The organism is Pseudomonas sp. LS-2, assembly GCF_003605735.1.
Lineage (GTDB): Bacteria > Pseudomonadota > Gammaproteobacteria > Pseudomonadales > Pseudomonadaceae > Aquipseudomonas.
Map to the genome: position 1 here is coordinate 207,203 of NZ_QXTJ01000040.1, position 12,800 is coordinate 220,002.

Here is a 12,800-nt window from a genome sequence, read left to right on the forward strand (position 1 = left end):
ACCAGCCAGAGGAGGACGCCTCATGATTGACCCTACGACCGGCATGAAGATGGGTGAGCGTTACGCGGTAGAGCGAATCGGCGACACGCACCCGTTTACCGGATTTTTTCTCGACGGGAAGTATTTTCTCGCCCCCGATCTACTGAGCGCGGTTGGCTGGCTCGAAGGCAACCAGTTCATTTACGACGATCTGGACTCGGCCGGTACGCCCCTATTTCCAAACCGTCTCGCTGGCACGATCTCCGACCTCACCCTGACCCTGGTCACTGGGGAAACTCTAAAGCTTGCGGCGATTGAGATGCCCGCACCGAGTCCACTGGAACCCATCGTAGTGCCGGATGAGCCTGAGCCCTCAAACGCTGGGCCATTGAGCGGAAAACTGGTTGTCATTACCGGAGCATCAAGCGGTATCGGCCGGGCTGCCGCGAAGGCTTTTGCGTGCAAAGGCGCGCGACTTGTCCTGGCCGCCAGGGACGAAGAAGCGCTTTACGAGGTTTTGGATGAGTGCACAGATTGCGGCACTGACGCGGTCGCCGTGACCACGGATGTCACGATCAGCCAACAGATGATAAATCTCGCAGAGCGGGCTGCGGCGTTCGGGAACGGTCGCATTGATATCTGGATCAACAATGCGGGTGTGGGTGCCGTCGGAAGCTTTGAGGACACGCCTCTTGAAGCACACGAACAGGTCATCCAGACAGACCTTCTAGGTTACTTGCGTGGCGCTTATGTAGCCCTGCCCTATTTCAAAGCCCAGCAAAGCGGAACCCTGATCAATACGTTGTCACTGGGCAGTTGGGTCGCTCAGCCCTATGCGGCTGCGTACTCAGCGGCAAAATTTGGACTGCGTGGTCTGACTGAGGCGCTGAGAGGCGAGCTGACAGAGTTCGCTGATATCCACGTTTGCGATATTTACCCGGCCGTCATGGACACCCCCGGTTTCCGGGACGGCGGCAATTACACCGGCCATGCGCTCACCCCACCTCCCCCCGTCTACGATCCCCATCTGGTAGCCGAAGCCATGGTGGGTTGCGCCATCAAGCCCCGTGCGAGCATCACGGTGGGGACTGCTGCGCATGCGGCCCGGCTGTCTCATTTCCTTGTACCTGGCTTCACCCATCTGGTCGGATGGTTCACGCGCCGGGGCATACGCAGAAGCCCGGCAGATGCAACCTCCTCAGGTAATCTTTTTGCGCCGCCACGGGGTACTCGTCGCGTAGAGGGCGGGTGGCGTGACGATTCACCGAAGGCCTCCGTGGTCATGGCGCTTACGTCGGCGATATTGCTGGGCGGTTGCGTGTACGCATTGTTGCGCAATAAACGCAGGTAACCGCAAACCTCCTGCTGGTCTTTTTGCCTTGAGCGTCCCGAAGCCATTCAGAACGAAGGCATTCAGACCGAAGCCATGCAGAAGAGGCCACCCCGGATTTTTTCTAACAGCGAAGGAAGCGCGGTCATGCCGGATGATCTGTTCAACCACGTAAAAGTTTCAGTCATGTGCACATTGCTCTGTGCGTGCGCAGCCAAGACCGAGTCGCCTGTGCTTGCCCCTGGCGAGCCGAAGTCGGCAACCACAGAAATTCTCGAAACCGGCGCTGCTACCCTGCAACCCAAGCCTCCGATAGCGGCCCTAAACGCCTATCTGGACGGCTTCCACTTCTACAATGGCCATCCGCAAGCCCAGATGGAAGCGCATCACTACTGCTCAATCCTCAACGAAGATGTCATCCAGTGCGTCATTTTTGATGGCAACACCAAAACCGCCAAGATCATGGGGGTCGAGTACATCGTTGACGAGCGACTGTTCGCAGCTTTACCCGACTCTGAGAAAGCACTGTGGCATAGCCACGGCTACGAAGTGGCGTCTGGGCAACTCGTCGCGCCCGGGATTCCTGCACCTGCCGAACACGCCTTGATGGAGCGTCTGGCACATACCTACGGAAAGACATGGCACACTTGGCATACGGATCAAGACAAACGTCTCCCACTCGGCGTGCCCCAACTCATGATGGGATTCACAGCTGACGGCCAGTCAGATCCAGCAATGATTCATCAACGCAACCAGCGACTGCATCTCGACGCTGCAGCTATCAAAGCAAACCGGGCAGATATCCAGGTGCCCCGCGCGGATCCCAAGGCGAATGCCTGGCAACATGGAAACGTCATTCAGATCCAGGATCCGACAGGCCAGGAGATTCACTCTCACCCCGGCGCACCAACCGCTGCCGAGCAGAACAGCCGATCCAGCCAATAAGAGTACTGATCATCGGTGGCTCCCCAGCGGTTTCATACCGGCGCTTCAGCCTGAACACCAGGACAAACGGCTGGCGCTCAGGTGCTCAAAAGATTCTGAGTACACGCGTTATGGAGTATTTATGAACCAGGCCAGCAAACGTCACATGGCAGAAGTCTTCCAGGCACTGAACTCGCTTCGCATTGCAGTCGGTGACCTGGAGCAGATCGAGCTTGCGCGGATTGAGCCCTTGGAGGGCCAGCAGACTGTTGACTCCCGTCAGTCCCTCGCTCAGTGCTTCCTAAACCTGCATAGCGCCATAGCAGACATTGAGGCCACCCTGGCTACCATCGGCGAAGCTACGGGCGAAACGGGGAAGCTTTGACCCCTGAGATCGATGGTGAATTGACCCCGTCACGCACCATCGATCGGGCATCTTCCGCGCCCGGTTCCCAAAACCTATCGCCGGCTTTTCTCCCGAGCAATGAAATGCCGGGCACCTCCCGATCTCACCTTCATTTGAGTGAATGTCCGGCGGCTTGCAACCCGATTGTGCAGGTTGAATCCGGATGCATTGTCGGCCCGCCATTCGGCGCTGCCGCTCAGCAAACTCCATGGAATTTATTCCTTATGCAGCCCCTCTGACCCGTATATCAAGAATAGTCAGTGGTACGTATATGACCGTTTTACGCCAAATTGCACTGCACTCTGCCCTATCGCACTCCGACTCCAATACTGCGCGGTCTGTCTATCAAGAAGCTCTGAATGGGCCTCACGCCGCAGGCGAGTCTGATCTCAGGATGTTTCTGGAGACTCATCTGGCGGCCGTAGCGGATGCGGACTGCGAACTTCCAGCCAACGTGACGGAGTGGACGCCTTGGGTGGCTGAGCATGCCCGTAAGGTGGGAGAAGATTACGCCAGCTATCTGGAGGAGCGTCACGCAGGCGCCCCCCGGAGGTTCTTCACCAACAAAGCGCACGCCCTCTATTTCCTGCAGCACGTAGCGCCCAGCAAGCTGGTGGACGGCGCTTGGCTATTCAGCGCGCTGAATCATCCATCAGACTGGCGATATCACGACCTCATCCGTACTTATCTTGAAGAGCTGGGTGATGGCGATGCTGCGCTGAACCATGTCGTGCTCTACCGCAAGCTTCTGGTCGAGCACGACTGCGCTCCCGACCAGCCGCTACCCGACGACCGATACATTCAAGGTTCATTGCAGCTTGCTCTGGGGCATCTCGGGGAGGAATTTCTGCCAGAGGTGATCGGCTATAACCTCGGCTATGAGCAACTGCCGCTTCACTTGCTGATCACCGCATTCGAGCTCAATGAGCTCGGCATTGATCCCTACTACTTCACTCTCCATGTGACCATCGACAACGCCAGTTCGGGCCATGCCAAGAAGGCTGTTGAGACGGTGAGCCAATTCTTGAATACGGCAGACGAACCCGAGAAATTTCTGGGCCGGCTGCGCGATGGCTACAAGCTGAACGACTTGGGCGCCAGCACGGTTTCAGTCATCAAATCCTTTGATCTTGAGCAAGAGCTTGTCGCCATGCTGGAGGCCAAGCGCTCGTTCGGCCAGCACATGCATTCGGACTACTGCCGTCTGGAAGGAAAAACCGTCAACGAATGGCTCGCTACCCCTGGACAGAGCCGACAGTTCCTGTCGGCGCTCGAGAATAAAGGATGGATCAAGCGAGATCAGGATCCAGCGTTGAGTCGATTCTGGCAGCTTATCGATGGGCCTGGCGCAGTAATGTTTGGGGTCTTCAATGGCTACGAAAAACAGCTGATCAAGGACTGGATAAGTGGAGCCTGGCAAGAGAATGATGCCGGCGATCAGCCTTTCCGAGCGCGCTTCCGCCGTCGTCCTGCCGCACAGCCTGCGGCAGCCCCCATACAGGCGCCTGCCCCGAGTTCGTTGGCGGAATTAGTTGACCTCATCTCCCCTGCTAAACATCACACCCCTGATGGCCTGAATGCCACGAAAACCTACAGCAGCCGATTTGCCCAAGGACTCCTGCGATGAATATTCAGCATGCCCCTGCCTTGCCCTCAGACGATATGACTGCACCCGAGAAGTCCTATGACCTGGCGTTGCTTCAGTTGGGTCGTCGGCTGCAAGCGGACGGGTACAGGTTCACCACTGTCACCCCGCTTACCCATCAAAGAAACAACGCTCGCGACGAAAATCGTAAAGCGAAAAGCCTGCGGGATGTCTTTGGATGGAATCGGCCGTTTGAAAGCGAACTCCTTCCTGAAGTCGAACTGGAAGCCTTGCTTGGCAGCGGCATTTTGCGTGCGCACGCAGGTCTCTGGATCAGCGAGGTGCGGTGGTCAAGTCTGCAAGACCTGCTATTCGTTCATTCAAGCTTCCCGACCGTCGCTCACGACTCAGTCTTCTTCGGGCCTGATACCTACCGTTTCGCTCAGGCGATAGAGGAGCATCTTCGCACCTCTTCTCATCCCATCAGGACGGCCGCGGATATCGGATCAGGAAGCGGTGTGGGGGCGATTCTGATTGGCCGAGCTCGGCGGGATGCGCAGGTTCTTGCACTGGACATCAATCCCACTGCATTGCGATATACCGCTGTGAATGCGGCACTCGCCGGCACTGAGAACGTGTCCGCGTGGCATAGCGATATTCTGGCCAGCGCCTCTGGCGAGTTCGATCTGATCGTCGCCAATCCTCCCTACATGCAGGACACCCAACAACGTGCCTATCGCCACGGCGGCGAGCGACTAGGTTCCGAGTTGTCCGTTCGCATCGTGGGCCAGGCCGTCCAGCGTCTGGCGATTGGAGGCACCCTCCTGCTGTACACCGGAGCGCCGTCCGTTAACGGAGTAGACCTGTTCTTAGAGCGCGCGCGCGAGCTCGTCGACATTCCTGGCATGGCATGGTCGTACAAAGAAATGGACCCGGACGTGTTCGGTGAAGAGCTGGAGACACCTAATTACGCAGAAGCGGAACGGATCGCGGCGGTAGTGCTGACGGTGACGAGAACGCGGTGATGACGTCAAGTGTGACGGCCCGGCCGTGTTGTTCATTTGGCGCATAAAAGTCGAACAAAATTCGCCTCTGCTGGTCGATGCTTTCGAGAGGCGAACGAGGTACCAGCGACCTCGGTGAATACGTAAGAAGGGGACGAGGAGTGAACCATGGGAATGTTCACCGCAGATTTACCTGACGTCGTTCGACAGCAGGCCAACAAAATTCTCCATGAGATCGAAACCTCAGGGTCAATGATTGCCGCCGTTAAAAACAGTGCGCGAGCAAACGGGTTTGTTCTAGGACTGCAATGTGCAAATCTTCCGGCTGCGCATTGCGAAGACCTTGCTGACCTCTTTGACAGCGCGACGGAGAAGACACTCAGAGCGCTGGCGCTGGGAAGGTAGGATTGGCCATAACGGGATGCTGACCGCGATGAAAACCTTTCTGTTATTTGCAGCAGCGATGTCATTACCTGGATGCGCGCCGGCGATGAGTACGGACTCGCAGACAGAACGGCTGCTCCCCCAGGCGCCCGCAGATCTCGGGCGAAACCTTGATGGCCAGGTCATTATCGCTAACCGACTCTCGAATTCCGAATGTGAGGCCGTGGTTTCACTGGACGGCCAGGCGGGAACGGTTTTGCAGCAAGGGAAAGCAGCCCATTTCCACGTCACCTTTGATAGCCACAACATAAGCGTGCGCCTTGAACCGGCGTGCTCACTCCCTCCTCCTCCCGAGCTGACGCTCACCGTCAAGACGGGTGACGCTACATTGCTCGGGATCGATGAAGCGGGCGTTCACACGCTATCGTTCACCGAAGAGAGTTTCAGCGACATGGGCCAGCACCCTCAGGTCGAATAGGGCTGCAACCCAGGTGCAGGTGCCAATCCAGATGGGAGTGGCATGTGGGAGGTCGCCCGATATCGCCCCCTTCCGTGATGGCATCCCTTCCCCGAGCGCTCCCCTTCAATCGTCGGACTCACTGCTTGTGGAAGGGAAAGGCGTTCAAAGAACGCCTTTCCCCGCATGGCGCGTCAGAGCCTGGTCGGTCGCATGCCCGCCCCAGCTTATTTCTGCTCGTGCTGCTTGCGCTTTTTAGAACGGGTTTTTTCCAGCTCGAAAAGCAGCACTGATCTGCCCGTGACCTGGTATTCATGGCCAAAGGTAAAGCCTTCACCTGGATCAAAGTCCGACTGATTAGTGTCGAGCTGCAGCGTCCACTTCTGGCCTTGAGGCACTTCAGGCAGTGTGAAACTCACGACGTCATGGTGAGCATTCACGATCACCAGCAGAGAGTGGTCAACGCCTGCTTTCCGAATGCCACTGGTCTGCGTGCGGCCGTCCAACAAGATGCCCATACAGCGATTACTGCCGTCCTGCCATTGCTCGATTCCCATCTCCGAACCGTTAGGCTGGATCCAGCTGACATCTTTGACGCCCAGGCTTTCATCGTATTCGCCGGTGAAGAACCGGTTGCGGCGTAACAGTGGATAGCGGTTACGAAGCTCGATCAGATACCGCACGAACTCTTGCAGCTCGGCGCTCTTTTCGCTGATGTCCCAGTCCACCCAGCCTATTTCGCTGTCTTGGCAGTAGGCGTTGTTACTGCCGCCCTGGGTGCGCGCGAACTCATCGCCCGCGAGCAGCATCGGGGTGCCTTGGGACAGAAATAAGGTGGACAACAGGTTACGCATTTGGCGGTAGCGAAGTTCAACGATGGCGGGATCGTCCGTGGGCCCTTCTACTCCGCAATTCCAGGATTTATTGTCGGAGTGTCCATCCCGGTTTTCTTCCCCGTTGGCCTCGTTGTGCTTTTCGTTGTAAGAGACCAGATCATTCAACGTGAAGCCATCGTGGGCCGTGATGAAATTGACCGATGAGGCAGGCTTGCGACCACGTCGATTGAATTGATCTCCCGAGCCCAGGAATATCTTGGCGAAATTGCCAAGCATGTCGTCGTCGCCCTTCCAGAACGCGCGGGAAATGTCCCGGAACTTGTCGTTCCACTCCATCCAGCCTGGCGGGAAGTTACCGACCTGGTAACCGCCCGGACCACAGTCCCAAGGCTCCGCAACGAGTTTGACCTTTGCCAGTACGGGGTCCTGACGGCAGGCGTCCAGGAAGCCACCCCCTTCACTGAAGCCCTCGGGTTCGCGCCCCAGAATGGTGGCCAAGTCAAAGCGGAAGCCATCTACACCCATCTCGGAACTCCAATAGCGCAGGGAGTCCGTCACCATTTGAAGCACGCACGGGTGACTCATGTTAAGCGTATTGCCAGTGCCAGTATCGTTGATGTAGTAACGCGCATTATCTGGCATCAACCGGTAGTAATTGGCGTTGTCGATCCCTTTGAGCGAAAGCGTCGGCCCCATCTCGTTACCCTCGGCGGTGTGGTTGTAAACCACATCGAGAATCACCTCCAGACCCGCTTTGTGAAACCGCGACACCATGACCTTGAATTCACTGATGGAAGATCCCGCCATGTAGCGAGCGTGAGGCGCAAAGAATCCCAGGGTGTTGTAGCCCCAGAAATTACGGAGCCCCTTCTCCAAGAGGTGATTGTCGTCCAGGAAGTAGTGCACCGGCATCAACTCTACCGAGGTCACGCCCAACGAGCGGATGTATTCAGTGACATCGTTATGATGAAACGCAGCGAATGTCCCCCGCTCTGCCTCGCGCACCGCTGGATGGCGCATGGTGAAACCACGAACGTGGGTTTCGTAATAGATGGTTTTCTCCCATGGCACGTTGGGCTTGGTGGTAGTGCCCCAGGTGAAGGCTGGATCGATCACCCGGCACCTGGGCATGAACGGAGCGCTGTCGCGCTCATCGAATGACAAGTCACCGTCCTCATGCCCGACGGTATAACCGAACAGCGCGTCATTCCATTCCAGTTCACCCCAGATCTGCTTGGCGTACGGGTCGATCAACAGTTTATTGGGGTTGAAGCGATGCCCATTGGCCGGGTCATAGGGGCCATGTACCCGATACCCGTACAGTGTGCCTGGCCTGGCGTCCGGGAGGTAGCCATGCCAAATCTCATTAGTGAACTCGGGGAGCGCTATACGCTCGATCTCCTCATTAGTGTCGGCGTCGAAAAGGCACAGCTCTACTTTCGTTGCATTCGCCGAGAAGATCGCGAAGTTGACGCCTGAACCGTCCCATGTCGCCCCTAGTGGATATGGCAGTCCTTCGCTCACGCGGCTGACTTGTGTTCCTCGGGTCAATGCACTGTCGCTCTTTGGTTGATCAGTCATGATCAAACGCTCCGGAAAAAGGTTTGGGGCTAACTACTTAGGGGTGGATGACCAAAGACGGTCTATCGATAGAATCGAAGCGCGCGCAACAGTTCAGGCGATTTTTGCCTCCAGAGCCCGAGGCGCCGTATGGCATCAGTTTTTATGCAATGAGCACAACCGGTCCTCATGCAATCTGCCCGATCAACCCGGTCGACCGCCGGCTCTCAGGCCCGACAGCTCAAGGGTTGCGAGCCATTACGGCCGTTGGCACGCCGCGTGCAAATCCCTCATGACAGCGCTGGCGACAGACCAGCGAGTCCCTACGTGTTTACCCGAGGAACCTGAAAATGAACGCTATTGAATTGCTGAAAGCAGACCACGAGCGTGTCAAGTCGATCCTGACCCAACTGAGCGAATCGACCGAGCGCGGTTTAAAGAAACGTACCGACCTGCTGGCAAAGCTTGAAATGGAGATCACCCTCCACACCAAGCTTGAGGAGGAGATCCTGTATCCAGCATTCAAAGAAGCGGGCGCCAAAGAGCAGGACATCATGTACTACGAGGCCAAGGAGGAACACCGCACGGTAGACTCACTGGTCCTGCCTGACCTCAAGAAAACAGACCCTGGCACACCTGAGTTTTCCGGCCGTGTGAAGGTGGTCAAGGAACTCTTGGAACACCACATCGAGGAAGAAGAATCCGAGATGTTCCCACAGGCTCAAAAGCTTCTGGGAAAGGCCAAGCTGGAAGAGCTCGGTGCTCAGATGGAAGCGATGAAAACGGACTACAAGAAATCGCTGTCTGGCATGGCCGCCTAACGCATTACCCATAGCGGCCTGAACAAACACCAGGCCCATTCCGGGTTGATTCTTACGCCGCCCTGTTGCATTGAGCGCACAGGGCGGCTTTTATCACTTCAGGATATCCCGCGCCAAGAACGCTCATCCCAGGGCAATCGCCAATCAGCCTCTCCACAACAAAGGGTGAGAGCCCTAAGCCCCAACGGATACCCGCTGAACGCTCTCTGAGTGGCGTCGTCCTTAGTCTGAAAACTGCCCATTCAGCACCAAAACTTGCTAAGGTGTCGCCGGTTTTTTTTCAGTGAAGTCAACATGCTTAAACCCATTCTTCTTGTCGAAGACAACCCTAATGACCTGGAGCTGACACTGGTTGCGCTTGAGCGCAGTCAGTTAGCGAATGAGGTGGTGATAGTCCGGGATGGCGCAGAGGCGCTCGACTATCTGTTTCGACGCGGTGCCTACGCCGAACGGGCAGAGGGAAACCCGGCCATCGTACTGCTGGACTTGAAACTGCCTCGCGTCAATGGGCTTGAGGTGCTCAAGGAGATCCGCAACGCCGACGACCTGCGCAGCATTCCAGTGGCCATGCTCACAGGATCCAGAGAGGAACCAGACCTGATTCGCGCTTACGAATTGGGCGTCAATTCGTATGTAGTGAAGCCCGTCGAATTCAAGGATTTCGTGAAAGCGGTGTCGGAGCTGGGCATCTTCTGGGCAGTTTTAAACGAGCCGCCTCCCGGTTCGGCGCGTGTTCTCGTGCGTCCCAAAAGCGATTGATCCAGCGGCCAGTCAAGGCACGGCATCCTCACCGAGCCATCTTCTTGCGACACGCCCTGCGCTGGCGTCGGGAGGACTGGATGGAACGACGACCGCATTCGTGGCTCCGATAGGTGGTGAACAGCATCTACGCCTATCAGCTCGACAGGAGAACTCAATGGCGGTCATCGTTACGAAACTCGAAGGTGAACTTATTCCGGAAGACCTGCGCACAGAGCAACTGGAGCAGGTCTTCAAGGTCACCGATGACGAAGGAAACGCTCACTATGTCGAAAGTGACGAGGAGGCAGCAAAGCTGGCAGTTGATTTAAGCGAGCAGTCCAGGAACAGCAGCTAGCACCCTACCCGCTTCCCGTTCACCCCTCCTGCAGAAGCTGCGCATGCAGTGACACACAAGCGCCCCCTTTCAGAGCGCAACAATCTCGAAAGCAACAATCTCGAGTGCAACAATCTCGGAGTCAAACAATCGAAGTCCTGCTGCAGTCAATGTGCAGCAGGATTTTCGTGCCCCTCGTAAAAATCATTCAGGCGCTCAGCCATTTCCAAGGCGGGCCTTCGATCCAGGCGTTGATCGGATCGAGCGATCACGCTGCAGGGCTATCCTCTAGCGAATATCTCATCGATGTGGGACGGCGCTTGGAATACTCGTACAAACCAGCAACAATATCTGCCACTGCAATTTGATGTGTTGCTTGGACTTAATGCGCTGGCTTGGATCAGCAGAGGACTCAGTTTTGGATCAGTTAAAACGTCTCAAAAGCGGTATCGACGGCTTAGATATCCTGCTTAAGGGCGGATTTGTCGCTGGTGCCTCGTACATTATTCAAGGGCGCCCCGGGTCGGGAAAGACGATCCTGGCAAATCAGCTGGGCTTCAACCATGTGCAAAGCGGCGGGCGTGTACTCTTCGCGACTTTGCTTGCCGAGCCTCATGACCGTCTATTCGACTTCCTCTCCACGCTGAGCTTTTTCGACAAATCCCGGATTGGGCAAAGCATCCAGTTCGTCAGCGCATTTGACACCCTGGAAAACGAGGGGCTCGACGAAGTCGTCAAACTCTTGCGGCGTGAGATCAGCCGGCAAAAATCGACTGTTTTGATCCTCGATGGGCTGCTGAACGCTCGCTCGAGAGCGGATTCGCCGATCGACACCAAGAAGTTTATCTCCGAGCTACAAGGCCATGCTGCCTTCGCTGGCTGCACCGTGCTCTTTCTTACCAGTTCTCAGCTTGACGACGGTAGTCCCGAGCACACGATGGTCGATGGGGTCATCGAGATGGGCGAAGAATCAGTCGGGCCAAAATCGGTCCGCAGGATCAAGCTACGCAAAACGCGCGGAAGCAGCTCACTGTCGGGCCTGCATGAGTTCGAAATTACCGATCGCGGCATCGTTGTTTATCCAAGGCTCGAAAGCCTTCTGAGCCAGCCTGCCCTGAGCGACAGTGATTACCTTGTTCAGGTGAGCAGCGGCATTGAGACGCTGGATAATTGCATCGGTGGCGGGCTCGCCGGCTCATCAGTCACCCTGATCGCCGGCCCTTCGGGCGCTGGGAAAACGTCCATAGGGATGGAGTTCATCCACGAGTGCACGCCGGAGGAGCCGGGGCTCTACTTTGGGTTTTACGAATCGCCTCAACGCATTCGAGTAAAGGCTGCCGCTCTGGGACTTGATTTTGAATCAATGGAGAAAACCGGGGCGCTTCACATCGTCTGGAACACCACTACAGCAGGGCACATAGACCAGCTCGCGTATGAGCTTCTGGACATCGTAAAACGCGAGAACATCCAGCGAGTCTTCCTGGACAGTCTCGGAGGGATGTCCCGCGTAATGACTGACAAGACCCGGGTAATGGATTTTTACACCGCCCTGATGGGCGCGCTCCGGGCTGAAGGCGTAACGGTGGTCGGCACGTGGGAAATTCCGAAACTCATCGCCGTCGAGGTCAACGCCCCTACCTCAGACCTCTCCAGTATTTTCGACAATATACTGCTCGTCCGCTTCGAACAGAATGGCTCGGAACTTCAACGATTGCTTTCCATTCTCAAGATCAGAGACAGCGGCTATGACCCTTCGCTACTGGAACTGGTCATCAGCGATTCTGGATTATCTGTGAAGAAGGTTTGACTCATGCGATGGGCGAAAAGATCGAGGCCAGCGACAACGATTATCTTGCCTGTCCTTAACATGCTTGCCGGTGCGAGCATCCTATGACCACGGTTCTGATACTCGATGATGAATACCTTGTAGCTGACATTTTAAGCTTCGCGCTGGAAGACGAAGGCTATCTGACGGTTACCGCTGGTAGTGGAAAGAAGGCCCTCGAAATACTTGATAGGGAGCGGCCAGACCTGATCATCACCGACTACATGATGCCGGGTATGACCGGGGTTGAGTTTGCGGATGCTGTCAGGCGCAGGGAGTCCCATCAAACGACTCCTATCATATTGATGAGCGGCGCGCAGGCCTACCTCGGCGCTGCACGCCCTGACCTCTTCGTCGAGGTATTTGAAAAACCGTTCGACATCGACGTGGTCATCGACAGAGTCAAAGCGTTGTTTCCTGCAGTCGAGTGATGGGGCATTCAATGGCCCAAAAAAAAGCCCGCGTACTGCGCGGGCAAATGGGATCAAGTACCAGAAGGCTACGCTCGTCCACGAACCGACATTAACCCCATTTTGAACCGCTGTATGAACAGGGCCGTTTGCAACCCACGCCCCAGTGCCGTCGCCTGGGATTCAAATCTGCGAGCCGTGCGG

Annotated in this window: 13 protein-coding genes; 12 read left to right on the top strand and 1 reads right to left on the bottom strand. The window is 56.4% G+C overall.

Translation table 11 applies throughout. The annotated features are described in order from the left end of the window. Positions 1–22 precede the first annotated feature (22 nt). The 7 genes from D3M70_RS26600 to D3M70_RS26630 all read left to right on the top strand — a co-directional run bounded on the left by D3M70_RS26600 (position 23) and on the right by D3M70_RS26630 (position 6,090). The gene (locus D3M70_RS26600) at positions 23–1,330 is read left to right on the top strand and encodes an SDR family oxidoreductase (RefSeq protein ID WP_120128701.1); all 1,308 of its coding nucleotides are present in this window, start codon (positions 23–25) and stop codon (positions 1,328–1,330) included. 126 nt (positions 1,331–1,456) lie between these two features. After that, positions 1,457–2,254 (top strand): OBAP family protein, encoded by a 798-nt coding sequence (locus tag D3M70_RS26605; protein ID WP_120128703.1) that lies wholly within the window; start codon positions 1,457–1,459, stop codon positions 2,252–2,254. Between the two features lie 121 nt (positions 2,255–2,375). After that, entirely contained in the window at positions 2,376–2,618 is a 243-nt protein-coding gene (locus D3M70_RS26610) for a hypothetical protein (protein ID WP_120128705.1), read from the top strand. A 292-nt stretch (positions 2,619–2,910) separates the two neighbouring features. Beyond that, positions 2,911–4,266: an iron-containing redox enzyme family protein gene (locus D3M70_RS26615; RefSeq protein ID WP_120128706.1), complete on the top strand. Its 1,356-nt coding sequence runs from the start codon at positions 2,911–2,913 to the stop codon at positions 4,264–4,266. A gap of 35 nt (positions 4,267–4,301) precedes the next feature. After that, on the top strand, positions 4,302–5,249 hold the full coding sequence (locus D3M70_RS26620) for a class I SAM-dependent methyltransferase (protein WP_120128822.1): 948 nt from the start codon (positions 4,302–4,304) through the stop codon (positions 5,247–5,249). Between the two features lie 147 nt (positions 5,250–5,396). Then, positions 5,397–5,633 carry a hypothetical protein gene (locus D3M70_RS26625; protein ID WP_120128708.1) on the top strand — a complete coding sequence of 79 codons (237 nt, stop codon included), beginning with the start codon at positions 5,397–5,399 and terminating at the stop codon, positions 5,631–5,633. Between the two features lie 28 nt (positions 5,634–5,661). After that, a complete protein-coding gene (locus D3M70_RS26630; protein ID WP_133306527.1) occupies positions 5,662–6,090 on the top strand; it encodes a hypothetical protein in 429 nt (142 codons plus the stop codon). Between the two features lie 206 nt (positions 6,091–6,296). Here the strand turns inward: D3M70_RS26630 and glgX are convergent, their stop codons facing one another. Next, the gene (gene glgX, locus D3M70_RS26635) at positions 6,297–8,486 is read right to left on the bottom strand and encodes a glycogen debranching protein GlgX (protein ID WP_120128711.1); all 2,190 of its coding nucleotides are present in this window, start codon (positions 8,484–8,486) and stop codon (positions 6,297–6,299) included. Between the two features lie 329 nt (positions 8,487–8,815). On the opposite strand from glgX, the gene D3M70_RS26640 reads away from it, so the two are divergent. The 5 genes from D3M70_RS26640 (at position 8,816) to D3M70_RS26660 (ending at position 12,617) form a co-directional block, all read left to right on the top strand. Continuing rightward, positions 8,816–9,286, top strand: coding sequence for a hemerythrin domain-containing protein (locus tag D3M70_RS26640; RefSeq protein WP_120128712.1), 471 nt, complete (start codon positions 8,816–8,818; stop codon positions 9,284–9,286). A gap of 294 nt (positions 9,287–9,580) precedes the next feature. Beyond that, on the top strand, positions 9,581–10,045 hold the full coding sequence (locus D3M70_RS26645; protein ID WP_120128714.1) for a response regulator: 465 nt from the start codon (positions 9,581–9,583) through the stop codon (positions 10,043–10,045). A 157-nt stretch (positions 10,046–10,202) separates the two neighbouring features. Then, positions 10,203–10,382 carry a hypothetical protein gene (locus tag D3M70_RS26650; protein ID WP_120128715.1) on the top strand — a complete coding sequence of 60 codons (180 nt, stop codon included), beginning with the start codon at positions 10,203–10,205 and terminating at the stop codon, positions 10,380–10,382. A 397-nt stretch (positions 10,383–10,779) separates the two neighbouring features. Continuing rightward, positions 10,780–12,168 carry an ATPase domain-containing protein gene (locus D3M70_RS26655; protein WP_120128717.1) on the top strand — a complete coding sequence of 463 codons (1,389 nt, stop codon included), beginning with the start codon at positions 10,780–10,782 and terminating at the stop codon, positions 12,166–12,168. 83 nt (positions 12,169–12,251) lie between these two features. Continuing rightward, positions 12,252–12,617 carry a response regulator gene (locus tag D3M70_RS26660; protein WP_120128719.1) on the top strand — a complete coding sequence of 122 codons (366 nt, stop codon included), beginning with the start codon at positions 12,252–12,254 and terminating at the stop codon, positions 12,615–12,617. Positions 12,618–12,800 lie beyond the last annotated feature (183 nt).

What these genes read in the sequence shown, in the direction of transcription:
- D3M70_RS26660 (WP_120128719.1), top strand. Translation starts at nt 12,252, where the DNA reads ATGACCACGGTTCTGATACTCGATGATGAATACCTTGTAGCTGACATT.
- D3M70_RS26645 (WP_120128714.1), top strand. Translation starts at nt 9,581, where the DNA reads ATGCTTAAACCCATTCTTCTTGTCGAAGACAACCCTAATGACCTGGAG.
- D3M70_RS26605 (WP_120128703.1), top strand. Translation starts at nt 1,457, where the DNA reads ATGCCGGATGATCTGTTCAACCACGTAAAAGTTTCAGTCATGTGCACA.
- D3M70_RS26615 (WP_120128706.1), top strand. Translation starts at nt 2,911, where the DNA reads ATGACCGTTTTACGCCAAATTGCACTGCACTCTGCCCTATCGCACTCC.
- D3M70_RS26625 (WP_120128708.1), top strand. Translation starts at nt 5,397, where the DNA reads ATGGGAATGTTCACCGCAGATTTACCTGACGTCGTTCGACAGCAGGCC.
- D3M70_RS26650 (WP_120128715.1), top strand. Translation starts at nt 10,203, where the DNA reads ATGGCGGTCATCGTTACGAAACTCGAAGGTGAACTTATTCCGGAAGAC.
- D3M70_RS26630 (WP_133306527.1), top strand. Translation starts at nt 5,662, where the DNA reads ATGAAAACCTTTCTGTTATTTGCAGCAGCGATGTCATTACCTGGATGC.
- D3M70_RS26600 (WP_120128701.1), top strand. Translation starts at nt 23, where the DNA reads ATGATTGACCCTACGACCGGCATGAAGATGGGTGAGCGTTACGCGGTA.
- D3M70_RS26620 (WP_120128822.1), top strand. Translation starts at nt 4,302, where the DNA reads ATGACTGCACCCGAGAAGTCCTATGACCTGGCGTTGCTTCAGTTGGGT.
- glgX (WP_120128711.1), bottom strand. Translation starts at nt 8,486, where the DNA reads ATGACTGATCAACCAAAGAGCGACAGTGCATTGACCCGAGGAACACAA.
- D3M70_RS26610 (WP_120128705.1), top strand. Translation starts at nt 2,376, where the DNA reads ATGAACCAGGCCAGCAAACGTCACATGGCAGAAGTCTTCCAGGCACTG.
- D3M70_RS26640 (WP_120128712.1), top strand. Translation starts at nt 8,816, where the DNA reads ATGAACGCTATTGAATTGCTGAAAGCAGACCACGAGCGTGTCAAGTCG.